This is a genomic window from Daejeonella oryzae DSM 19973 (assembly GCF_000422945.1).
Lineage (GTDB): Bacteria > Bacteroidota > Bacteroidia > Sphingobacteriales > Sphingobacteriaceae > Daejeonella > Daejeonella oryzae.
The window spans coordinates 308,917-330,147 of sequence record NZ_AUHA01000002.1 but is presented as its reverse complement, the minus strand read 5'-3'; the positions used below and the strand labels follow the sequence as shown (position 1 = coordinate 330,147).

The 21,231-nt window shown below is 38.3% G+C and carries 21 protein-coding genes, 2 tRNA genes and 1 riboswitch; of the genes, 9 read left to right on the top strand and 14 right to left on the bottom strand.

The features are described 5' to 3' along the window. Positions 1-150: 150 nt before the first annotated feature. A riboswitch (SAM riboswitch) is annotated at positions 151-256 on the bottom strand. Positions 257-369: 113 nt separating this feature from the next. From G521_RS0101695 to murQ, 3 genes are read right to left on the bottom strand one after another with little or no spacing between them, the layout of a single operon-like run. Beyond that, a complete protein-coding gene (locus tag G521_RS0101695) occupies positions 370-1,107 on the bottom strand; it encodes a Bax inhibitor-1/YccA family protein (protein WP_051189368.1) in 738 nt (245 codons plus the stop codon). A 50-nt stretch (positions 1,108-1,157) separates the two neighbouring features. After that, positions 1,158-1,724: a hypothetical protein gene (locus tag G521_RS0101690; RefSeq protein WP_026896964.1), complete on the bottom strand. Its 567-nt coding sequence runs from the start codon at positions 1,722-1,724 to the stop codon at positions 1,158-1,160. A gap of 30 nt (positions 1,725-1,754) precedes the next feature. Beyond that, on the bottom strand, positions 1,755-2,576 hold the full coding sequence (murQ, locus tag G521_RS0101685; RefSeq protein ID WP_026896963.1) for an N-acetylmuramic acid 6-phosphate etherase: 822 nt from the start codon (positions 2,574-2,576) through the stop codon (positions 1,755-1,757). A 299-nt stretch (positions 2,577-2,875) separates the two neighbouring features. Here murQ and G521_RS0101680 point away from each other — a divergent pair, with 299 nt between their 5' ends. Next, positions 2,876-4,498, top strand: a complete 1,623-nt coding sequence (locus G521_RS0101680) for a S41 family peptidase (RefSeq protein ID WP_026896962.1) — start codon at positions 2,876-2,878, stop codon at positions 4,496-4,498. On the opposite strand, the gene G521_RS0101675 is transcribed toward G521_RS0101680, so the two are convergent. The 3 genes from G521_RS0101675 to era form a co-directional block, all read right to left on the bottom strand. Beyond that, complete coding sequence (locus G521_RS0101675; protein WP_026896961.1) at positions 4,495-4,710, bottom strand: hypothetical protein; 216 nt, start codon at positions 4,708-4,710, stop codon at positions 4,495-4,497. The genes G521_RS0101680 and G521_RS0101675 overlap by 4 nt on opposite strands. 38 nt (positions 4,711-4,748) lie before the next feature. Then, entirely contained in the window at positions 4,749-6,050 is a 1,302-nt protein-coding gene (gene der, locus G521_RS0101670; RefSeq protein ID WP_026896960.1) for a ribosome biogenesis GTPase Der, read from the bottom strand. 150 nt (positions 6,051-6,200) lie between these two features. Next, positions 6,201-7,079, bottom strand: a complete 879-nt coding sequence (gene era / locus G521_RS0101665) for a GTPase Era (protein ID WP_026896959.1) — start codon at positions 7,077-7,079, stop codon at positions 6,201-6,203. A gap of 208 nt (positions 7,080-7,287) precedes the next feature. On the opposite strand from era, the gene G521_RS0101655 reads away from it, so the two are divergent. After that, positions 7,288-7,363 (top strand) — tRNA-Met (locus G521_RS0101655). A gap of 31 nt (positions 7,364-7,394) precedes the next feature. Continuing rightward, a tRNA-Glu gene (locus G521_RS0101650) sits at positions 7,395-7,466 on the top strand. Positions 7,467-7,531: 65 nt separating this feature from the next. Here the strand turns inward: G521_RS0101650 and G521_RS0101645 are convergent. Further along, complete coding sequence (locus G521_RS0101645) at positions 7,532-7,996, bottom strand: VOC family protein (protein WP_026896958.1); 465 nt, start codon at positions 7,994-7,996, stop codon at positions 7,532-7,534. A 27-nt stretch (positions 7,997-8,023) separates the two neighbouring features. Continuing rightward, entirely contained in the window at positions 8,024-8,374 is a 351-nt protein-coding gene (locus G521_RS16240; RefSeq protein WP_245580817.1) for an SRPBCC family protein, read from the bottom strand. A gap of 357 nt (positions 8,375-8,731) precedes the next feature. Here G521_RS16240 and G521_RS0101635 point away from each other — a divergent pair, with 357 nt between their 5' ends. Then, complete coding sequence (locus G521_RS0101635; RefSeq protein WP_185095038.1) at positions 8,732-9,088, top strand: response regulator; 357 nt, start codon at positions 8,732-8,734, stop codon at positions 9,086-9,088. Between the two features lie 10 nt (positions 9,089-9,098). On the opposite strand, the gene G521_RS0101630 is transcribed toward G521_RS0101635, so the two are convergent. After that, positions 9,099-9,791 (bottom strand): DUF421 domain-containing protein, encoded by a 693-nt coding sequence (locus tag G521_RS0101630; RefSeq protein ID WP_026896956.1) that lies wholly within the window; start codon positions 9,789-9,791, stop codon positions 9,099-9,101. Between the two features lie 243 nt (positions 9,792-10,034). Here G521_RS0101630 and G521_RS0101625 point away from each other — a divergent pair, with 243 nt between their 5' ends. After that, on the top strand, positions 10,035-11,000 hold the full coding sequence (locus G521_RS0101625) for an isopenicillin N synthase family dioxygenase (protein WP_026896955.1): 966 nt from the start codon (positions 10,035-10,037) through the stop codon (positions 10,998-11,000). Between the two features lie 47 nt (positions 11,001-11,047). Here the strand turns inward: G521_RS0101625 and G521_RS0101620 are convergent, their stop codons facing one another. Further along, positions 11,048-11,560, bottom strand: a complete 513-nt coding sequence (locus G521_RS0101620) for a hypothetical protein (RefSeq protein WP_026896954.1) — start codon at positions 11,558-11,560, stop codon at positions 11,048-11,050. After that, entirely contained in the window at positions 11,550-12,896 is a 1,347-nt protein-coding gene (gene tilS / locus G521_RS0101615) for a tRNA lysidine(34) synthetase TilS (protein WP_026896953.1), read from the bottom strand. Before tilS ends, G521_RS0101620 begins: the two co-directional genes overlap by 11 nt. A 128-nt stretch (positions 12,897-13,024) precedes the next feature. Here tilS and G521_RS16235 point away from each other — a divergent pair, with 128 nt between their 5' ends. After that, entirely contained in the window at positions 13,025-15,025 is a 2,001-nt protein-coding gene (locus G521_RS16235; protein ID WP_051189366.1) for an OstA-like protein, read from the top strand. A gap of 43 nt (positions 15,026-15,068) precedes the next feature. On the opposite strand, the gene rdgB is transcribed toward G521_RS16235, so the two are convergent. Together rdgB and G521_RS0101600 are read right to left on the bottom strand one after the other, a co-directional pair. After that, positions 15,069-15,650 (bottom strand): RdgB/HAM1 family non-canonical purine NTP pyrophosphatase, encoded by a 582-nt coding sequence (rdgB, locus tag G521_RS0101605; RefSeq protein ID WP_026896952.1) that lies wholly within the window; start codon positions 15,648-15,650, stop codon positions 15,069-15,071. A 1-nt stretch (position 15,651) separates the two neighbouring features. Beyond that, on the bottom strand, positions 15,652-16,272 hold the full coding sequence (locus G521_RS0101600; RefSeq protein WP_026896951.1) for a hypothetical protein: 621 nt from the start codon (positions 16,270-16,272) through the stop codon (positions 15,652-15,654). 188 nt (positions 16,273-16,460) lie between these two features. Here G521_RS0101600 and G521_RS0101595 point away from each other — a divergent pair, with 188 nt between their 5' ends. The 3 genes from G521_RS0101595 to G521_RS0101585 all read left to right on the top strand — a co-directional run bounded on the left by G521_RS0101595 (position 16,461) and on the right by G521_RS0101585 (position 20,886). After that, positions 16,461-18,362 carry a peptidylprolyl isomerase gene (locus tag G521_RS0101595; RefSeq protein WP_026896950.1) on the top strand — a complete coding sequence of 634 codons (1,902 nt, stop codon included), beginning with the start codon at positions 16,461-16,463 and terminating at the stop codon, positions 18,360-18,362. 195 nt (positions 18,363-18,557) lie between these two features. Further along, complete coding sequence (locus G521_RS0101590) at positions 18,558-19,916, top strand: peptidylprolyl isomerase (protein WP_026896949.1); 1,359 nt, start codon at positions 18,558-18,560, stop codon at positions 19,914-19,916. Between the two features lie 4 nt (positions 19,917-19,920). Then, entirely contained in the window at positions 19,921-20,886 is a 966-nt protein-coding gene (locus G521_RS0101585) for an AAA family ATPase (protein ID WP_026896948.1), read from the top strand. Here the strand turns inward: G521_RS0101585 and G521_RS0101580 are convergent. Beyond that, entirely contained in the window at positions 20,883-21,200 is a 318-nt protein-coding gene (locus G521_RS0101580) for a hypothetical protein (protein ID WP_026896947.1), read from the bottom strand. The genes G521_RS0101585 and G521_RS0101580 overlap by 4 nt on opposite strands. Positions 21,201-21,231 lie beyond the last annotated feature (31 nt).

Sequence of the window (21,231 nt, the reverse complement as noted above, 5' to 3'; positions counted from 1 at the left end):
ACCGCAATTTCATTTCATCAACTTAATCTCAGTTTAGAAAGGAGATAAGTAGCTGGAGAAGTTTTAGATTAAGCAATCTAAATTCCCAGTTTTAATATCTCAAATCTTAAAACAAGCTTATCTTCGAAAAGTCGGTAATCTGATGACTTTCACTTATCTGTTCCCGGTAAAATATCCGGAATAGAATGTAGCACCTTGTAAGCACAGGTTGCTAAGACTTCGCAGGGTCTAATCCCTCCGTCTTTCTTAATAAGCAGTGCAAAAATGTATGGAATTTTTTTAAAATACAAATGAAAAAGGGCTCTATTCGAAATAATCTTCCGAATAGAGCCCTCAAATTACCTGTTTGGGCAAATTTAATATTGTAATTTATTTTCTGCTTCCAAATAATCGAAGCAGCATAAGGAAGAGATTAAGAAAATCCAGATAAAGTGTTAAAGCTCCCATGATAACCATTTTGTTTGCTCCCGCGGTTCCATATTCCAAACCTTCGCCTATGCGTTTTAATTTCTGAACATCATACGCCGTTAATCCCACAAATATGGCTACTCCTACAAAACTAATAATGTAATCAAGCTGACTGCTTTGCATGAAAAAATTAATCACGCTGGCAATAATGATCCCAACAAGGAACATCATTAAAATTGATCCAAATTTGGTAAGATCCTGATTTGTTGTATATCCCGCAATTGCCATTACCCCGAAAAGGGCTGAAGCAGAAAGAAAGCAGGTTAATATAGAAGAGGAGCTATAAATGAAAAGTATAAAGCTTAAGCTGATGCCAGTAATTGCAGAATAGGCTACAAATAGTAATGCCAAAACCGGGAAGGATAATCTGTTTAGTCCGAAAGACATTAATAAAACAAAAGCCAGCGGAGCGAACATGGCTGCTTTACCCAGGCCGGTCATTCTTCCGGTTTCTGTATTGACTAATATGCTCAGAAGTGATGGGTCCTGGGAAAAGTAAAAGGCAAAAGAGGCCGAAATGCCCAGCGCAACAAACATCCATAAAAATACATTGGCTAAAAAGTTTTTGGAGGTAATGCCGGTTTCTTTAATTGCTAAGCCGTTCTCGTCTAACTGATAAATAGTTTCCTGTTCTTTCATTGTATATTTTTTTCTAAAGTAAGTAATTGATTCCGATGCAGCAATAATTGTCAGGTGAGTCTTTTGGTAAGCTGTTCCTCCACTATTTTATAGAACTGTAGCGGTTTGAGATGCCGCCAGTTAATCTGATCCAGAGCACCTCCAAAGTTGATATAATAGTCGATATTATTTCTTTTGAATTCGCTGATGACATGTTCCCTGAAATTTATTCCTGCAATCCAGCCATCTTCAACATCCTGAAACCACTCTTCGTAATAGCAATCATCAGAAGAATGAAAGTTTAAAACATTCTCACCAAGTAATATAAATTTATTAATTCCTTCATCCATCATCAGCTCCAGAATCTCCCGCTTTAAAAGCATGATATCATTATAAAGAGCATCATTCCACTCACCGATAAATTCTATGATTGCAAACCCGAGACCGTAATCTGCAAAAATCACCTTCATGTAAAGCGTTTGAGATCCGAAAAAATCCCATTGCGGATGGATATAATAATTGTAAATCTGCTTATCAAAACTCAGTTCGCTATACTGCGTTTCAAAAAAAGGAGATTTTTCATCTTCGGCAGCAATATAATCATCACGCCAGCGGTAATAGGGTTCTATATCGTGCATACTCAAAACTTCCTTTACAGGAAGCTGTTTTTATAGTTGATGGTTGCGGTCAGGCGCATTTTCTACAGCTTTCCTAACACTTCCAAATTCTTCTAAAAGCTTCATGGAAGTTTCTGCGTCCAGTTTTGTGGATTCCATTATCATATTAACGGCTCTGTTAACCAGTTTATGATTGGTTAGCTGCATATCAAACATCTTATTTCCTTTTACCCGTCCAAGACGAATCATTACCGAAGTGCTGATCATATTTAATACGAGTTTTTGTGCCGTGCCGGATTTCATCCGTGTTGAACCGGTTACAAATTCAGGACCTACGACCACTTCCACAGGATATTTGGCTTCAGCGGCAACCGGACTGTTATAATTACAAACAATGCAACCCGTTTCTAAACCCATTTCATTGGCTTTGCGCAAACCGCCAATTACATAAGGTGTAGTTCCCGAAGCCGCAATTCCAATAAGCACATCACCTTCATTGATATTATATTCCTGAAGATCTATCCATGCCTGTTCCATATCATCTTCGGCATTTTCAACCGCTTTTCTTATAGCTGTATCACCGCCGGCAATTATACCTACCACCATGTCGAATGGAACTCCATACGTTGGAGGACACTCCGAAGCGTCCAAAATACCAAGCCGTCCGCTGGTTCCGGCGCCTATATAAAACAAACGTCCGCCCGCACTCATTTTACCGGCGATTACCTCTACCAATTTTTCTATATGAGGGATTTCTTTTTCAACCGCATATGGTACAGAGCGGTCTTCCCTGTTCATTCCTTCAAGAAGTTCCCTAACAGACATTTTTTCCAGGTCGTTGTAATGAGATGCTTCTTCGGTAGTTCTGTTCATGGTTCAAAATTATTCTGTAAAAATCGGAATATTATCTAAAAGCCGAAAATACATTATAATAAAAATCCAGAACGAATTTTCGTGCTGGAACTGCAATAATTTTTTAGGGAGTCATGTGAATTGACACTAAATGCCGCCATTTTATGAATAGCAGGTGTAGAAAACATTTCCCGCTTGCCATTATAAGATGTTTCACCGATTATCGATTGATTAGAATGATTATTGATAATTCTTTTACGATTACATAATCCCGTGCTGAATGTTAAGGATTTTAAATAAATTTGAACTTTAATGGGGAAATGAGAGCGCTGACTAAGAGAAATTTGCTAATTGCTGCCGGGTATTCAGCAGTTTTAATTGTGGGGATGATTGCCGGACCAAAGTTTGCAAATGAAAATGCGAATACAAAAAATGGTTCTTTTTTGCAGTTCGGAATAAATGACCGGTCGGATAAAGTCAATAAAGTTCTTCAGATCATCAATGAAAAATATGTTGATCCCATTAAAATTGATACCATTCAGGATAAAGTGATTGAAGAAATCGTAAAAAACCTGGATCCTCATACCTCTTATCTGCCACCTGCAGATGCAAAACTACTTTCTGAAGATTTGGAAGGCAATTTTTACGGAATAGGAATTGAATATTATATCCTTAATGATACGTTGCTGGTAACGTCAGTAAATAAATCAGGCCCGGCATACAAGGCCGGCATGTTTCCCGGAGATAAAATTCTGAAAGTAAATAACAAGCAGGTTGCGGGTATCGGCATCAGCGCCAAGCAGGTTGTAGAAAATATTCGCGGCAAGGCAGGTACAAAAGTTAACATCCTTTTAAAAAGACGAAACGTTTTAAAAAATATAGCCGTATTGCGTGATAAGATCACAATCAGCAGTATTGATGCGGCTTATCAGATCAGCAAAAATACGGGCTATATTAAAATCAGCAAATTTGGAGATCAAACGGATGAAGATTTTCTTAGCTCATTAATAAAATTACAAAACGCAGGGATGAAGAACCTAATTCTGGATTTGCGACAAAACGGGGGAGGTTATTTAAACTCCGCAACAGAATTAGCAGATCAGTTTTTGGGAAACAAAAAATTGATTGTATATACCGAAGGAGCACATGAACCTAGAACAGATTACTTTGCCACCGCGGGAGGGAAATTTGAGCAGGGAAAACTTGTGGTTCTTATTGATGAAAATACGGCTTCGGCAAGTGAAATTGTTGCCGGTGCGGTTCAGGATCTGGGCAGGGGAACGATCATTGGCCGCCGCTCTTTTGGAAAAGGACTGGTGCAGGAACAATTTAATTTTGGCGATGGTTCTGCATTAAACCTTACTATTGCCCGTTATTATACCCCGCTTGGCCGCTCAATTCAGAAATCGTACGTAAAGGGGAAAGAAGAATATTACAAAGAAGTTGGAAAGCGCTTTAAAAACGGAGAGATTTATTCTGACGGCAAAGGCTTAAGCGATACTTCGTATTCAAAGCAACAAACCTATACCACCCAGTCAGGAAAAGTAGTTTACGGCGGTGGCGGAATCATGCCCGATATCTACGTGCCTTTAGACACACTTGGATATTCTAATTACTATTATTCTATCTCAGCAAAGGGAATCTTAAACGATTTTGTATTTCAGCATCTGCTGAATAAAAAGGGCGATTTAATAAATCCCGAGGTTTATATGAAGAGCTTTAAACTAAGTCCGGCAGATTACCAGGAGATTTCACAAATGGCTTTGGCACAAAAAATAGGTCCTTCGCCGCGGCAGATGGAGTTGTCTAAAAAACTGATTGAAACAGATGTTAAAGCTTTGCTGGCCCGTTATTACCTTGGTGATGAAGGTTTTTATAAGGTCTTAAATGCTGAAGACCGGATTATAACCCGGTCTTTAGATGTTTTACAGCAGGCAGATTAGTTAAAAGATTCCGGAGCTGCAGATGAAGTAGTATCAGCAGCTTTAACAGTATCTTTTTGTAATGAATCAGAAGTCAATACTTCCTGTAGCATCGAATCAGCAGCAGCTGCGGCTTCCAGTGAATCAGTTTTGGCATTTGCCGAATTATCCGAATTACATGCTCCAATAATCAGCATAGATGCAATGGCAGAATAAATTAATAAATGTTTCATTTGTTGAGTTTTTGGATCAATAAATTTAATATGTCTGATTATTTCTGTCTGAAATAAATTTGGATTGGAACCCCGCTGAAATCAAAATGATCACGAAGTTTGTTCTCCACGAAACGCTTATAAGGTTCCTTTACGTATTGGGGTAAGTTGCAAAAGAATGCGAACATAGGCGATGCGCCATTAATCTGCGTAATGTATTTAATCTTTACATACTTTCCTTTTACAGCCGGAGGAGGGAAGCTTTCGATAAGCGGAAGCATTACATCATTCAGCTTTGAAGTAGGAATTTTCTTCAGCTTGTTTTTATAAACATGGGCAGCAGCCTCAATGGATTTGTAGATACGTTGTTTTTCGGTAACCGAGGTAAAAACAATAGGCACATCATTAAAAGGAGCCAGTTTCTGCCTGATTTTCTCCTCAAATTCTTTGGTAGTTTTATGATCTTTATCAACCAGATCCCACTTATTTACAAGGATAACCACACCCTTTTTATTCTTTTCTGCAAGGTGAAAAATATTGATATCCTGTGATTCAATACCTTCTACCGCATCAATCATCAGCATGATTACATCTGCTTCTTCTAATGCTTTGATGGTTCTCATTACCGAGTAAAACTCGATGTTCTCTTTAACCTTGGTTTTTTTACGAAGACCTGCCGTATCGATCAACATAAATTCATGTCCAAACTGGTTGTAATGGATATGTATGGAATCACGGGTTGTACCGGCAATAGGAGTTACAATATTGCGGTCCTTGCCAATCAATGCATTAATAAGAGATGATTTTCCAACATTCGGCCGCCCGATAATGGCATATTTTGGAAGCTGGTTCTCATCTTCCGGAATATCTTCAAAATGTTTAATTACTTCATCCAGCAATTCACCTGTTCCAGATCCGGTAATTGCCGAAAGAGAATACAATTCTCCTAAGCCCATTCCGTGAAAAACATGTGCATCATTCAACCGCTGGTTGTTATCAACTTTATTTACCACCACAAAAACAGGCTTTTTACTGCGTCTTAATAATTTGGCTATATCATCATCCAAATCGGTAATTCCTGTGGTTACATCCACCATGAAAAGAATCACGGTAGCTTCTTCAATGGCAATAACCACCTGCTCGCGGATAGCTGCTTCAAATACATCCTCGGAGTGCGCTACATATCCTCCGGTATCAATAACTGTAAAATTCTTATCGGTCCATTCTGCGGTGCCGTAATGCCTGTCGCGGGTAACCCCGCTTAAATCATCAACTATGGCTTTGCGGGTTTCCGTTAAACGATTGTATAAAGTTGATTTTCCTACGTTGGGACGACCAACGATTGCTACTATGTTACTCATTTTAATTTTTTGATTTTAGGTTTAGGTTACGATTTTATGTCGCTGAGCTAAAACCCTTTTTAATTTCAGATATCGATATCACATCGCCGGATCCAAAAACCGTTTTATTTATTTATTCTTTACTGTTGCTGATCAATTCGTATTCTTAATTTAGTCTTCATAGCCAAAACGCTTCAGATAATTCTTGCGGTTACGCCAGTCAGGAATCACTTTGACGAACATTTCCAGAAAAACTTTTTTCTGAAGAAATTCTTCCATGTCTTTTCGGGCATAGGTTCCAACTTTCTTGAGCATTTCGCCGGCCTTCCCTATAATAATATTCTTTTGAGAATCTCTTTCAACAATTATTTCTGAGCTGATGCGGACAATTTTTGGCTCGTCTTTAAATGCTGTAATGATTACTTCGGTGCTGTAAGGAATTTCTTTCTCGTATAATTTGAAGATTTTTTCCCTGATAATTTCAGAAACGAAGAACCTTTCAGTGCGATCTGTCAGTACGTCTTTATCATAATACGCCGGATGTTCGGGCAAATTATCCATAATGAACTGCATAACCGCCGGAACATTATGATCATGAAGGGCCGAAACTGCAAAAACAGCCTGTGGTTTTAAGGTGTTTTGCCAGTATTCAATTTTCTCTTTTACGAACTCTTCGGTCGATTTATCGATCTTATTTATGATGACGGCGATGGGTGAAGATGTTTTTGAAAGTTTTTCCAGCACATCATTTTCATCATGCCTTTCATTAATATCTGTTACAAAAAGAATGATATCTGCATCCACTAATGAACCATTTACAAAGTTCATCATCGATTCCTGCATCCCATACACCGGTTTAATAACCCCGGGTGTGTCAGAGAAAACGATCTGATAATCAGGCTCATTCACAATTCCTAAAATTTGATGACGTGTAGTTTGGGCTTTTGGAGTTACTATAGAAAGCTTTTCGCCAACCAGGGCATTCATCAGTGTGGATTTTCCAACATTTGGTTTCCCAACGAGGCTTACAAATCCGGCTTTATGTGACATGAAAATTTATTTTAAAATATATTTGGTCTGCAAAGAAACGAAATATATCTTTGCAGACCAATTTAAAAGGACGACGACGAAAAATCAGAAGCTTTTAAAAACTGGAAAAAGAGAAAAAAGCTGATCACCAAATCAGAACTAATCTCACCGGAATCATAACCGGAGCAATCAAAATTATGCGGGAAGCAAACCCGAAAAATAAATACAGTGCGGGATGGAGCAGTTGGTAGCTCGTCGGGCTCATAACCCGAAGGTCGTCAGTTCGAGTCTGGCTCCCGCTACCAAAGTTGAAGTTTACTTCAACTTTTTTATGAAGGCCCGTTCGTCTAGGGGTGAGGACGCCAGATTTTCATTCTGGAAACAGGGGTTCGATTCCCCTACGGGCTACAAACCCGCTTTACGAAAGTAGAGCGGGTTTTTTGCTTTTATAAATTTTCTTTAAACCGCATTGGTTACCGATCATTATTTACTTCAATCCAATACCCGTTTGGATCCTGGAAATAGATCTGCATAACTCCATCAACTCTAATTGTCGGCGATTTGCTGTCGCCTTTCCAGTTAATGTATTCTATTTTATTGGAATCCAATTTGGAAATAAAACTTTCTATAGAGTTTACGCTGAAGCATAAATGAGAATTTTTATTGTGTACCTGACTTTCTCCGGAACCGGAAATCAAATGCAGCTGTCCGGCTATGCCAAGCGTAAACCAGGTGTGCTTTCCATCTTTAAAAGGTTCGGGAATAGTATCCAGCCCGACAATATCCCTGTAAAATTCTGTGCTAACCTGCAGGTTTTGAACATACAGTGCAATGTGATTTAATGAGGGTTTGTTAATATTTTGTGCAGAAGCCCCGTTTGCAGCTGTTCCCAAAGCAAGGATCAGCAGCATAATTTTTAATTTTCCGGATAGGTTCATATATGGAATATTTTATATTTTTTAAAATCAGTTCTCTTTATTTTCTAAAAAATCTTTTAAGCTTTCACCAATAATATGCGTCCATCCCTGTGCAAAGTTTTCTTTAGCAAAATCAGGATTGTCAGAAGGGAAACTATCTAAGCCCTGATGGGTAAGTTTCAATAGTGTTTTATCATCCTGCGGAAACAGCTCAAAAGTAACCAGTGTATTTCCGGTATAGTTTTCATATTTCCAACTGTAACTCAATTTTCTTTGAAGAATTACCTCTGTTATTTTACACAGGTGCTTATATTTTTTAGTTTCAGAGCCGCCTTGAAAATTAAATTCAAATCCTTCAACTGCTTCGAACGGATCAATATCGAAATACCATTTTTTCATCTGGTCCTTTTTTGAGATGGCTTCCCAAACTGGTCTATGCCCGCATCAAATACTTTTTCAATTATAAATGGCTCTGTTATCATTGATTTTAAATTATCTTTTGAATTGATGATAGAAAGCGATGTTAAGTTATAAAACTTTAATATTTAAGAAGTTAATATTTTAAACATTTATTAAATGTAGAAAATGTCACTGCTGGTTATGCATCAAATTGGGATAAAAAGAGTCTGTAATCATCTTGATGATCCTATATTGAAGGTTGTATCTTAATGATATGCAATAAAATATTTCTCTGTAAGGAAAAATGCTTGTGTGATAAATATTTTTATATTTTTGTTGCCGCTAATAATGAATAAAATGTCTAAAAGAATTTTAATATGTGATGATGATACGGATATCTTATCCATCTGCACTTATATACTTGAAGAGCAGGGCTGGGAAGTTCATACCCGTACACATTGCAATGACATTTTAAACGTGGTGGAAGAGGTTCAGCCGAAGGTGATTCTAATGGATAACTGGATTCCGGATGGCGGCGGAATTAAAGCTACGCAGGCCATTAAAAGTGTTGAGCAATATAAAGTAATCCCAATCATTTATTTTTCGGCAAATAACGACATTAAGTCTCTGGCCAAAGAAGCCGGTGCAGATACATTTTTAGCAAAGCCTTTTGACATTGAAGAGCTTGAGCGTGTAATTGCGAGCGTTTCGTAATCCCCTCTTTCTAAGAAATCCGGCGGTTGCTTTGTGCTTTAACCCATTCTTTCCGTTTACAAACAGGACATGTAGCAGAACCTTGTGTGATTTCTTTAGTTTCTCCGCAAAAAGCACAGGCATAAATTCCTTTGCTGGGAATAATTTCCAGTTTTCTGTTAAATACTTCGGGTATTAAAGGCAGACCGGATTTTACATCCTCATCTTCATAAAAAAATAAGCTTATTTCGCCGCTTGGTTCAATCAGCCCTACACGAACCTGGCCAAGATGCTCTACATTTTGCTGTCGTAGCTCGGAGAAAAATTCATCCTGTGCAAGATCTTCCTTTTCGAAATTTTGAATCGAAAATCGTCCGTCCTCAATCAGAGTTACAGGTTTGCCTTCCAGTAAGCGTCCAATTTTTTTGCTTTTGCCGGATAACCAGGTGGCGGTTCTGTACAATAATATTATGATAACAAAAACAGTGATTGCGGGTACAATACCAACATCTTCATAAAACATCGGATCACCCGCCGCAGAACCCAGACCGATAATTAATACCAGTTCGTATACCGAAAGCTGTTTAACGCCGCGTTTTCCTGAAGATCGCAAGGCGATAAGGATTACTACAAACATGATTGTAGCCCGAACAACAATCTCCAGAAGAAAAATTAATGGCAGGTCATTAAAAAAGAATCGGTTCCATTCAAATATTTCTTTCATTTATTCAGGATCAGAGCTGTAAACGATCATCTTCATTACTTATCATAAAATGTAAAATTCGCAAAGCGACTAATTGTTGGCTGTAAATCAAATTAGCAAACAGCAAGCGGCTTAGGTTGTTTTATAGCATTGATGTTGATAACATAAAATTCTGATAATTAAATATTTGCATTTGCCTGTCTTTAAATTTTATGGGCTTATCCACAAATGCTCGTATATTAGTTCAAAATCAAAAATTACAACATGTCAGCAGAAGTAAATATTCCACGCCTTGATCTGAATGATTACATCAAAGGCAGTCCAGAGCAAAAAAAGAAATTTTCTGATAATATTGGTAAAGCGTACAACGAGACCGGATTTGTAACCATTGCAAATCACGGAATGACTCAGGAGCTGATGAATGAATTATATGCTGAGGTTAAAAAGTTTTTTACTCTTCCGGAAGAAGATAAACTGAAATATGAAAAGCCTGAGTTAGCCGGTCAGCGGGGCTATACCAGCAAAGGCAAAGAAAAAGCAAAAGATTCTAAAACTCCCGATTTAAAAGAATTTTGGCAAAGCGGACAGGTTGTTACTGATGGAGATCCTGTTAAGGAAGAATATCCTGATAACGTAACAGTGGAGGAATTGCCGCGATTTAATGAAGTAACCCGCGAGGTTTACCAGCGCCTGGAATATGCGGGCAAATATTTACTCAGAGCTATTGCGATATATTTGGAGCTTCCTGAAAATTATTTCGATGACAAAGTTCACAACGGAAATTCAATTCTTAGAGCCATCCATTATTTTCCCTTAGATAATCCCGAAGCGCTTCCGGATGATGCAGTTCGTGCCGGAGCACATGAAGATATTAACCTGATTACTCTTTTAATTGGTGCCAGCGCCGATGGACTGGAAGTTTTAACCCGCGACGGACAATGGTTCCCGGTTAAGGCCAACGCTGAAGATATTGTAGTGAATGTTGGTGATATGTTGCAGCGATTGACTAACAACAAATTAAAATCAACCACTCACCGCGTAGTAAATCCTCCGGTTGAACTGATGAAAACATCAAGATATTCTGTTCCTTTTTTCCTGCATCCAAAATCACAAATGGATTTAACCTGCCTTGAATCATGTGTGGATGCAAATCATCCGAAAGCATATGATGATATTACTGCAGGAAACTATCTGGATGAGCGCTTACGCGAAATTGGATTGAAAAAATAAATTAAGAAATCTATACTTAAAACCTCGCTAACAGCGGGGTTTTTGTTTTAAGAAGCATTTTTATTGAAACTCAGCTTAGCATCTTTTAAAGCTAATCTTAAGCTTTGCTCTAATTCAGAAGGAGTATGGGTGCCGATGATATAGTGCAATCCATCCCGGTCGGTTAATTTAATGGCGTCTTTACCACCTGCGTAAAATTTAATCGTTCCTTTTTGGTGGAGATTATAAACCGGATTATTAATGAGATAAGGGCTGTACTTTATTTTTTCAATATTCACAATGCTGTTCAAATCAATTTTAACAACTTTGGTGGTCCACAATCCGTTCAGGATAATGCTCTTATTTTGAACAATGGTTTGGTAATGAAGTAAAAACATCATGATGACTGAAACCACCAGAATACCCGTTCCTACAACCAGGAAAAGATCACTGGTACCTTCGCGGCCTTCGCTGAAATAATAAGCCGCAAAACAGAATATAGCCATTACCATTCGGACACTGATTCGACCGTAATCACGGCCTAAATATTGTTTTTCTACAAATAGCGGTTTATTTTCCATGTATATTTTGCTTCACTAAGATAAAAACTTTTTCTGTGGCCTTTCTGATTTTATACCGGTCATCGGGCCGGTACCCACAAATCCAGATTATATCACCATTGCCGTTTACAAGTATTCCAACTTCCTGTTTTTTAGTGAGCGGAATTTTCTGTTCAATAAAAAAATCACTCAGTTTCTTTTTATTTTTCATCCCCAAAGGATAAAAAAAATCTCCTGCCTGCCAGGTTCTAAAGATTAAAGGAAATATCAAAAGTGAATAATCAGCCTGTAAAACGTGCTTTTCTTTAATTAGTTGATGATTGCCGGCATCTGTTACAAAACTATTGTAAAAACTATTATTCCAGCTAAACTCCCCAGCTTCATTTAGTGTATAGTTTGTAATTTTTTCCGTCAGTCTCGGGCTTAATAATACACTTTTACGGTCTAAAATTAACCGGTGAGTGGATGAATAAAACATCTTTCCGGAGTTTCCTTCCCAGCTTTTAACCAGGTCATTCAGAACAGCCTCCGAAAATCCGAAAGGTTGGAAAAGGCCAAATAACAGCGTGTTTAAAGGATTCAGATTTTTTAAATCATCCAGATTAATACGGTATTCATCTGAGTCTAAATTCTGGAATATTTTAGTTCGCAGGTTTTGAAGCGTATTATTTAGTAGAATTTCCAGGTCTGCAAAACGTTTGGTGTTATTTAAAAAGGTTTCTTCCAGATGCGGATTCAGTTCTTTTAATTTGGGGATTACTTCCAGCCGGATTTTATTGCGGGCGTATTTGGTAGAGCTGTTTGAACTATCTTCTCTGTAAGACAAATTTCCTTTTTCGACGGAATCATTAATTTCATCGCGAGTTAAAAACAGCATCGGCCTGATAATTTTGCCTCGTTTAGGTAAAATGCCATGCATCCCGGCAATACCGGTACCGCGGGTTAAATTCAACAGAACCGTTTCCACAACATCATTCTGATGCTGAGCAACCGCGATGTAACGATAATCGAAATCATTCCTGATTTCTTCCAGCCACTGGTAACGCAGATCGCGTGCCGCCATTTGAATAGAAATATGGTTTTCACGTGCGTACTCTTCGGTTTTAAAACTCGTTCCATAGAAAGGAACATCAAGCTTAAAAGCCAAATCTGAGCTGAATTCTTCATCGGCTATTGACTCTTCTCCACGGAGATTAAAATTACAATGAGCAATGCCAAAATGGTAACCGGCCTGTTTAAAAAGGTGGCTCATTAGTACAGAATCCCGTCCGCCACTAACCGCAAGTAAGATCCGTTCGCTTTCGCCGAACAGGGCATGTTGTTTGATAAAGGAAAGAAATCTTTCTAATTCGGTCATTGATGCAATATTACAAAGGATAAATATAATTACTGCTAATGCCGCGTTAACAAATACATGAATACAATATATAATTACGACCTTAATTTTTAATTATAAAACCCTGTTCAAAACTCTAATTTTGTGGTGTGAGAAAATATTTTGTTTTAGTTATTATTTCTGTTCTGTCATTTTCTGCTTTTGCGCAGCAACCCAAGCAGGTTCAGCTGGTTTCATCGCAATTGCTAAAAGGACTGCAGCAAAAGGGTTTGGTGCGAATTATAAGGCCAATTTTTTCTCACGACGGTTCTACACTGGCAGCGGATAGTGCCAATTTTAATCAGAGTCAAAATACCTTCGATGCTTTTGGAAACGTGGTTATTACTCAAAGTAACGGAACTACGGTTTATTCAGAACTGCTAAATTACAACGGAAATAATAAACTGGCTATTCTAACCCGAAATGTGCGGCTGATTGATGGTGATGCAACTTTATCTACTGACTTTTTAACCTATAATATGGGTACTAAAGTTGGAAGTTATACCGGAGGCGGGAAAATTGTTAACGGACAAAATACAGTTACCAGTAAGAGAGGGTATTATTTTGCGAATTCAAGAGATGCCTTTTTCAGAAATAATGTGATCGTGACTTCGCCCGAGGCTCTGATCAAATCAGATACCTTACGATATAATACCACTTCAAAAATTGCTTTTTTCTACGGGCCAACCAATATTTATGGTAAAGATGACACCCTCTATACGGAAAACGGACAATATAATACCAGTAATGATCAGGCTCGTTTTGGGAAAAAGAACCTGTATACGCAAGGGAGCAAATCTCTCAAAGGCGACAGTCTTTTTTACGACCGCCGGGCAGGTTACGGTAGGGCTATAAAGAATATCACTTTCTTGGATGCAGCACAAAAAATCACTTTTAAAGGTGATATGGGTGTTTATAGAAAAGATGACCAAAGTATTGTAGCAACAAAAAATGCGTATGTGATCATTACCACAGAATCAGATTCTTCAAAAGTGGATTCCATTTATATGACTGCCGATACGCTTTTTAGTAAAGTAGTTCTTAAAAGCCTGGTAACACCTTACCGTAAGGATGAGCTAAAAAAAGATACTGAATTGGATGAACCTGAACCAAAAACAAGTCCGGAAGATGCAGTTAATGCAGCTTATTCTGATAAAAAGGAACTGGTAAAAGCGGCTCCGGCAAAAAGTGCCCGTTTAAACCGCAAGGATAAAAAAGCAATTGAAGAGAAACAGGAAGATGAAATAATTCTCAAAGATTCTGTGAAAACGAATCCTGAACCCGATTCGCTGATTATATTACAACCGAAACCCGATGTAATTAAAGCCAAAACCGATACAGTAAAACCTAAGTTAACTAAGCGTGAGGCAAGAAAGCAGGCTGCTGAAAAAGTAACTGAAAAACCGGTTGTGTTGCTGAAAGATTCACTTGATCAGGATACAGCAAAAGTTAGAATTGTAATGGCTTACCATCGTGCTAAAATATTTAAGTCAGACTTGCAGGCTAAATCAGATTCTATGTTTTTTAGTTATGGAGATTCAACCGTTCGGTGTTACATCAATCCCATGTTCTGGACCCAGGGTTCTCAGCTTTCCGGAGATACTGTTTATCTTCAGTTAAAGAATAAAAAGCTGGATAATATGCTTTTACAGCATAACAGCTTTATTGTGAATACTGAAGAAAATGACTCTCTGCACTTTAATCAGGTTCGTGGAAAAGTAATCACCGGCTTTTTTAAAGAGAGCCGGCTGGACAGGTTGTTTGTGGATGGAAATGCAGAAAGTATTTATTATGTCAAGGAGAAAGATGAATATAGCGGAATGAACAGAATGGTAAGCAGCCGCATTAAAGTTCTTTTTGAAAAAAATAAATTATCGGATATTATTTCCATAAAAAAACCTGAAGGGACTTATTACCCGGTTGATAAAATCCCGGTTGATGAGGATATTTTAAAAGGATTTATTTGGAAACCAAAAGACAGGCCTAAATCAATGGAAGAAATAATTCCGTCTTTTAACAAAGCAGCACGTGTACTAAAGCCAAAATTGCCTGCTAAACCTTTAGCTAAAAAAACAGAGGTAAAGAAAGCAGCTAATGAAAAGAAAAATTAGCGCTTTTTATTGAAGCTATGTTGGTTAATACATTCTGGCCAACTTATGATTGCTGAATTTCTTTTAAGAAAGAAATGAGTTTTTCCATTGCTTTTGCCCGGTGGCTGATGCGGTTTTTTTCAGACAGGCTCATTTCAGCAAAAGTATGTTCATAGCCATCAGGTTTAAAAATTGGGTCGTAGCCAAAACCTTCTGATCCGGATTGATTTTCTGTGATCACACCTTCTGCAATTCCGTCAAAAAAATATTCCTTCCCATTCAGCATCAGCGAAATCACAGTCTTAAAGCGGGCTTTCCGGTTATTTAAGTTTTGCATTTTTTCCAGAACCAGTTCGAGGTTCTTCTTCGGATCGCGACTGCCTGAATAGCGTGCCGAATAAACGCCGGGTTCTCCATTAAGTGCATCTATTTCTAAACCTGAATCATCCGCAAAGCAATTCATATTAAAATGCTCAAATATAAAATGCGTTTTCTGACTGGCATTTGCCTTAAATGTGTGACCAGTTTCTGGAATATCCTCAGAGTAGCCCATATCATTTAGGCTTTTCAGATTAAACTCAGATCCTATAAGGGACTGAACCTCTTCTAATTTATGTTGATTGTTGGTAGCAAATATCAGTTCCATATTAAAAAGCTTTGAGTACGTTCCAGAATTCCCTTTTTTTGTTGACATCGTTTTGCATCTCACCAAGACTGAAGGAAGCCAGAATTTTTACTTCTTTATGCTTTTCATCCCGGTTAAGGGTTATGGAAGGCAAAGCAATTTGAGCCGGCGGAATTCCAAGAATCAACATGCGGTTACAAACAAAAAAGTCTTTCAGCTGCGTAAAAGTCACTTCCGGATAGGAGCGGAGGTTAACGATGGCAACATCACGAAGATCCATTTTTTTTGCTTTCAGGATATTTAAAAGCAGGTCTTTATGAGCAGCATTGAGATGTGTATGAATCTGATCCTGGATAAGCACCAGGAAATATTTATTGTTTTCACCTAAGTAGTTAAAATCCGTATATATGGCTTTTCCCGCATTGGGTTCATCTGCCGGCATTACAACTTCAGGAATCTTATCAGGCCGGGGAACTTCCACTAGCTTATCGGCTTCAGTAATAGTATTGCTTTTTTCAAGTACCTGATGCACAGTGGCTTTCTCCTTACTTACAACTTTGGGCTGAGTTTCGCGGATGAAATACAAATCTTCATTCATGAGCAATTTCAATGCAGCAGGATCATCACTTAATAAGTTTGACATCAGGTATAATTTTTACGAGCAAAGATAGAATCCATTTTAGTAAAGCCAATACTTTCTGTATTGAGTTTCATACCTGTTTTAATACGATTCTGATATCTGTTAAAAAGAGTTAAATGACTATAGCTATTAAGCCAAAAGACTAACTTAGGCCAAAATTCGTTAGCTAAAGCAATTGTTCCTTAATCTAAATGAGAAAACCCTTTCTTGCCTTTTTCATACTATGCAGCATCTCGTCTATACAAGCTCAAACTCTTGTGAAGTTAGGTTCAAAAGAAGTTACAGTTCAGGAATTTTTATGGGTTTATAATAAGAGCAACGGCACTCCGCCTGCTTTTGATGAAAAGAGTTTAAAATCGTACCTGGATTTATACAGCAATTTCAGGTTGAAAGTGATCGATGCCGAAGCTCACGGTCTGGATCAGGAAGAAGGTTTTAAGCAGGAACTTGACGGTTACCGGGCAAAGCTTGCCGAACGTTATTTATTAGAGCGTGAGGTTTCGGATAAACTGATTGTGGAAGCGTATGAACGTTCTCAAAAGATCATCAACGCCAGTCATATTTTAGTTTTATGTGCTCCCCAGGCTACTCCAGCCGATACATTGATCGCATACAATAAGATCAGGGATATAAAAGATCAGGCATTAAATGGAAGTTCTTTTGAGGAACTTGCCTCCAGGTATTCTGAAGAACCGGGAGCAGCCGGAAGTAAGGGAAGTGTGGGTAATTTCACTGCTTTCCAGATGCTTTATCCCTTTGAAACGGCGGCTTACACTACGCCAAAAGGAAAAATATCTTCAATTGTAAGAACACGTTTTGGATATCATATTATTAAAATAAATGATGTGCTGCCCAATCCGGGACAGCGGGAAGTGGCTCATATTATGGTCGCAGTAGCACCGAATAGTTCGTACGCCGATTCCGTTCTGGCCAGAAATAAAATATTCGAGATTCATAAAAGGTTAAATTCTGGTGAGGATTTTTCTTCCATGGCCAAGCAGTATTCGGATGATAAAAATTCTGGATTAAAAGGCGGACTTCTGCCCATATTAAGCCTTGGCCAGTCGGTAAAGCAATTTGAAAATACCGCATTCACTTTAGTTTCCGAAGGCGATATATCCAATCCGGTTCAATCCAATTATGGCTGGCACATTATTAAACTGATCCAAAAATTTCCATTGCCTCCATTAGAACAGGTAAGAAATATTTTGAAGAACCGGGTTACGGCCGATGAGCGATCTGCATTAAGTCAGGATTTATTTATAAGCCGCCTTAAAAAAGAATACCGGCTGCAGGAAAATTCGGATTATAAAAGTGAGGAAGCTTTAACTAAACTCTTAAATGATCCTGAAAAATATTCAAATGCAGTTTTGTTTACTGTTAACAAAGAAAAGGTATTGCTCCCTGCATTGGCCAAATATATTCAGGAACGCCGGCAGATAGAAGGGCCCTTGGCTAAGACTAGTGCTGACTGGTACCAGGATTTTATGAATCACAAGCTTATTGCTCTGGAAAACAATCATCTGGAAGCCCATTATCCTGATTTTAGATTTTTGATGAATGAATACCGGAACGGAATTTTGTTATACAATTACTCTGAACGTAAGATTTGGGATTTATCACAAACGGATACTGCCGGCTTAAAAGCTTTTTTTGAGTCGCACAGGCAAAATTATATGTGGAAGGAGCGAGCCAGTGCAAATATTTATGTAACAGGCTCTGCCAAACTTCTGGCAGAAACCAAGCAAATGCTGAAACAAAATATTCCTGAACAGGAAATACTGCAAAAGTTAAATCAAAGTAATCCGCTTAATCTGGTAATTAATAAAGGTGTATATGAGCGGTCAGAGCATATGTTTGCAGACAGGGCTACCTGGAAAAGCAATACAGACTCTGAAATAATTGTTGGAAATGTGCATGTACTTGTACAAATTCACGAGGTTTTCCCTTCCCGCCAAAAAACTTTTGATGAAGTGAGAGGCCTCGTTTTATCCGATTATCAGAATTTTCTGGAAGAAGAGTGGATTAAACAATTAAAGCAAAAATATCCGGTTGTTGTAAATCGCTCCGAGTTAAAAAGGCTCATTCGCTGATTAAATATTGCTTAACTGGCAATGGGAGGGCTTTTTAAAACTATATCATTCCGAAAGTTTAAAAATGCTTGATTAATAAATATATCTGATAATTTTGCGAAAGTTTAAATAACCAATTGCGGTTGGTTATACAATATTATAAAATACAAATTGCCTCAACCGGCAATTGAATAAATAACAGAAGAATACAACAAAATGAGAAAGACCTTAGGGATAATTAGTGCACTTCTTTTTATTACGCTTACCCATGTTCAGGCACAAAAAAGATCAATTGATAAAATAGCTGCAGTTGTGGGCAGTACCATTGTGCTGCAATCTGATATCGAAATGCAATATGCCCAATATCTGGCTCAGGGAAATCCGGAGAATCCGGAAATAAAATGTACAATACTGCAGCAGATACTGGCCCAAAAATTACTTGCTCAGCAAGCTGTGATAGATTCTGTAACGGTTACCGAACCTCAGGTAGATGATGAAATCGATCGCCGTTTAAGAGTAATGACTTCCAGAGCAGGCGGTCAGGAACGTTTAGAGCAGTTTCTGAACAGATCTGTTATTCAATATAAAGATGAGATCCGTCCGGATATTCGCGAGCAGCTTGTAGCAAATAAAATGCAGGGAAAGATTACAGAAAATGTAGGTATCACCCCATTGGAAGTAAAACGTTTTTATGATGCCATTCCGCAAGACAGTCTTCCGTATTATAACACTGAGGTGGAAGTTGGCGAAGTAGTAATTTATCCAACTTTAAACAAACTTGAAAAAGAAGTATATCGCGATAAAGCGGAAGCTTTACGTTTAAGAATAAAAGGTGGTGAGGATTTTGGAACATTGGCCCGCTTATATTCTCAGGATCCGGGATCAGCACGTGAAGGTGGTGATTTGGGTTTTGCCGACCGTTCTACTTTTGTGAAGGAATTTGCGGCTATGGCATTTAAGTTAAAGCCAGGAGAATTATCTCCGGTATTTGAAACAGAATACGGTTTTCACGTTTTGCAGGTTGTTGAGCGCAGGGGAGAGCAGGTAAATGTTCGCCACATACTGATAAAATCTGAATCAACTTCTGAAAGCTTACAGCGTGCTAAAGTACATATAGACAGTATTTACACTAAAGTAAAAGAAGGCAAGCTTGATTTTGCAACCTCAGCTTCCCTGTATTCAGGTAACAACGAAACTAAGTATAATGGCGGCATGCTGTTAAATGCAGAGAATGTTCAGAGCCGCACAACTTTTATTCCTACTGATAAATTGGATGCTCAGGTTTTCTTAACAGTGGATACTATGAAAGTGGGAAGCTATTCTGAGCCGTCAATTTTTACAGCCGCAGATGGAAAACAGGGGTATAGATTCTTATACCTTAAATCAAAGACCGGTCCTCATAAAGCAAATCTGGAACAGGATTTTCCTAAAATTAAAGATGCAGCCTTCGAGGATAAGACTAGTCGCACTGTAAGCGAGTGGTTTGAAAAACGAAGAAAAACAACGTATATTAAAATTGATAATGAGTTTTCCACCTGCAGCATTCTGCAGTCATGGCTTACACCGGTAAATTAATTTTATGAAGTCATATAGCACGGATGTTCAAGCTGTTGATGCTTTAAGTTATGCGTATCGCGAAATCAGATCAGAGATTGCTCAAGTAATAGTTGGGCAGGATGATGTGATTAAAGCCGTGTTGATTTCTATTTTTAGTAATGGTCATTGCCTTTTGGTGGGAGTTCCCGGACTGGCGAAAACATTATTGGTTCAAACCGTTGCACAGGTACTGGATTTGAGTTATAACCGTATTCAATTTACTCCTGATCTGATGCCATCTGATATTATTGGATCAGAAATTTTAGGCGAGGATCGGTCTTTTAAATTCATACGCGGACCAGTTTTTTCAAATATTATTCTTGCGGATGAAATAAACCGTACTCCGCCCAAAACCCAGGCCGCTTTGTTAGAAGCAATGCAAGAAAAAGTGGTTACAGTTGGAGGTTTTAGTCACCATTTGCCGCAGCCATTTTTTGTTCTGGCAACACAAAATCCGATAGAACAGGAAGGAACTTATCCATTACCCGAGGCGCAGCTGGATCGCTTTATGTTTAATATATCTTTAACGTATCCATCTTATCAGGAAGAATTAATGGTTGTAAGAAATACAACCGCTAACCGCAAAGTAGAGCTGAAGAAAATATTGAATGCAAATGAAATCCGATATTTTCAACAGCTGGTACGTAATATTCCTATTGCCGACAATGTTCTGGAATATGCTGTTTCGCTGGCCTCTAAAACCCGTCCAGGTACAGAAAATGCTACAGACGAAGTCAATAAGTTTTTAAGCTGGGGCGCCGGTCCACGGGCTTCCCAGTTTCTTGTATTAGGTGCTAAATGCCATGCGGCAGTTTCCGGGAAATATTCTCCAGATAAGGAAGATGTACAGGCAGTAGCACATTCTATTCTGCGTCACAGGATCGTACGTAATTACAAAGCGGAAGCTGAGGGAATGAGTGTTGAGAAACTTATCAGCAACCTGCTTTAATCTGCAACTACCGGAATATCTTTAATAAAGGCTGCTTTATATTCATCAGAATAAGCTCCGTAAGCGTCTATCAGAATTCCCTTATGCCCGTCGGTACTTTCAATGGCGTATAAAACTGAATTATCATCCGGACTGCTCATGCCTTCAAAGCGGTAATATTCGGTAATCCGAAGGTCCTCAGGTTTAAATTTCTTGCTTATTAATTTGCAGTATAAACAGGCATTCTCATAATCAAAGTCATAATCATAGCCTCTTTGACGCAAGCCATTTATTGCATCTAACAAATTTTGATAGTTTTTAGGACTTGCACTCATGGTTCATGATGATTTATTGATAAATTTAAGA

Excerpts from the sequence above, each read along its gene's own strand:
- G521_RS0101695 (WP_051189368.1), bottom strand. The coding sequence starts at position 1,107 with ATGAAAGAACAGGAAACTATTTATCAGTTAGACGAGAACGGCTTAGCA.
- G521_RS0101690 (WP_026896964.1), bottom strand. The coding sequence starts at position 1,724 with ATGCACGATATAGAACCCTATTACCGCTGGCGTGATGATTATATTGCT.
- murQ (WP_026896963.1), bottom strand. The coding sequence starts at position 2,576 with ATGAACAGAACTACCGAAGAAGCATCTCATTACAACGACCTGGAAAAA.
- G521_RS0101680 (WP_026896962.1), top strand. The coding sequence starts at position 2,876 with ATGAGAGCGCTGACTAAGAGAAATTTGCTAATTGCTGCCGGGTATTCA.
- G521_RS0101675 (WP_026896961.1), bottom strand. The coding sequence starts at position 4,710 with ATGAAACATTTATTAATTTATTCTGCCATTGCATCTATGCTGATTATT.
- der (WP_026896960.1), bottom strand. The coding sequence starts at position 6,050 with ATGAGTAACATAGTAGCAATCGTTGGTCGTCCCAACGTAGGAAAATCA.
- era (WP_026896959.1), bottom strand. The coding sequence starts at position 7,079 with ATGTCACATAAAGCCGGATTTGTAAGCCTCGTTGGGAAACCAAATGTT.
- G521_RS0101645 (WP_026896958.1), bottom strand. The coding sequence starts at position 7,996 with ATGAACCTATCCGGAAAATTAAAAATTATGCTGCTGATCCTTGCTTTG.
- G521_RS16240 (WP_245580817.1), bottom strand. The coding sequence starts at position 8,374 with ATGAAAAAATGGTATTTCGATATTGATCCGTTCGAAGCAGTTGAAGGA.
- G521_RS0101635 (WP_185095038.1), top strand. The coding sequence starts at position 8,732 with ATGTCTAAAAGAATTTTAATATGTGATGATGATACGGATATCTTATCC.
- G521_RS0101630 (WP_026896956.1), bottom strand. The coding sequence starts at position 9,791 with ATGAAAGAAATATTTGAATGGAACCGATTCTTTTTTAATGACCTGCCA.
- G521_RS0101625 (WP_026896955.1), top strand. The coding sequence starts at position 10,035 with ATGTCAGCAGAAGTAAATATTCCACGCCTTGATCTGAATGATTACATC.
- G521_RS0101620 (WP_026896954.1), bottom strand. The coding sequence starts at position 11,560 with ATGGAAAATAAACCGCTATTTGTAGAAAAACAATATTTAGGCCGTGAT.
- tilS (WP_026896953.1), bottom strand. The coding sequence starts at position 12,896 with ATGACCGAATTAGAAAGATTTCTTTCCTTTATCAAACAACATGCCCTG.
- rdgB (WP_026896952.1), bottom strand. The coding sequence starts at position 15,650 with ATGGAACTGATATTTGCTACCAACAATCAACATAAATTAGAAGAGGTT.
- G521_RS0101600 (WP_026896951.1), bottom strand. The coding sequence starts at position 16,272 with ATGTCAAACTTATTAAGTGATGATCCTGCTGCATTGAAATTGCTCATG.
- G521_RS0101595 (WP_026896950.1), top strand. The coding sequence starts at position 16,461 with ATGAGAAAACCCTTTCTTGCCTTTTTCATACTATGCAGCATCTCGTCT.
- G521_RS0101590 (WP_026896949.1), top strand. The coding sequence starts at position 18,558 with ATGAGAAAGACCTTAGGGATAATTAGTGCACTTCTTTTTATTACGCTT.
- G521_RS0101585 (WP_026896948.1), top strand. The coding sequence starts at position 19,921 with ATGAAGTCATATAGCACGGATGTTCAAGCTGTTGATGCTTTAAGTTAT.
- G521_RS0101580 (WP_026896947.1), bottom strand. The coding sequence starts at position 21,200 with ATGAGTGCAAGTCCTAAAAACTATCAAAATTTGTTAGATGCAATAAAT.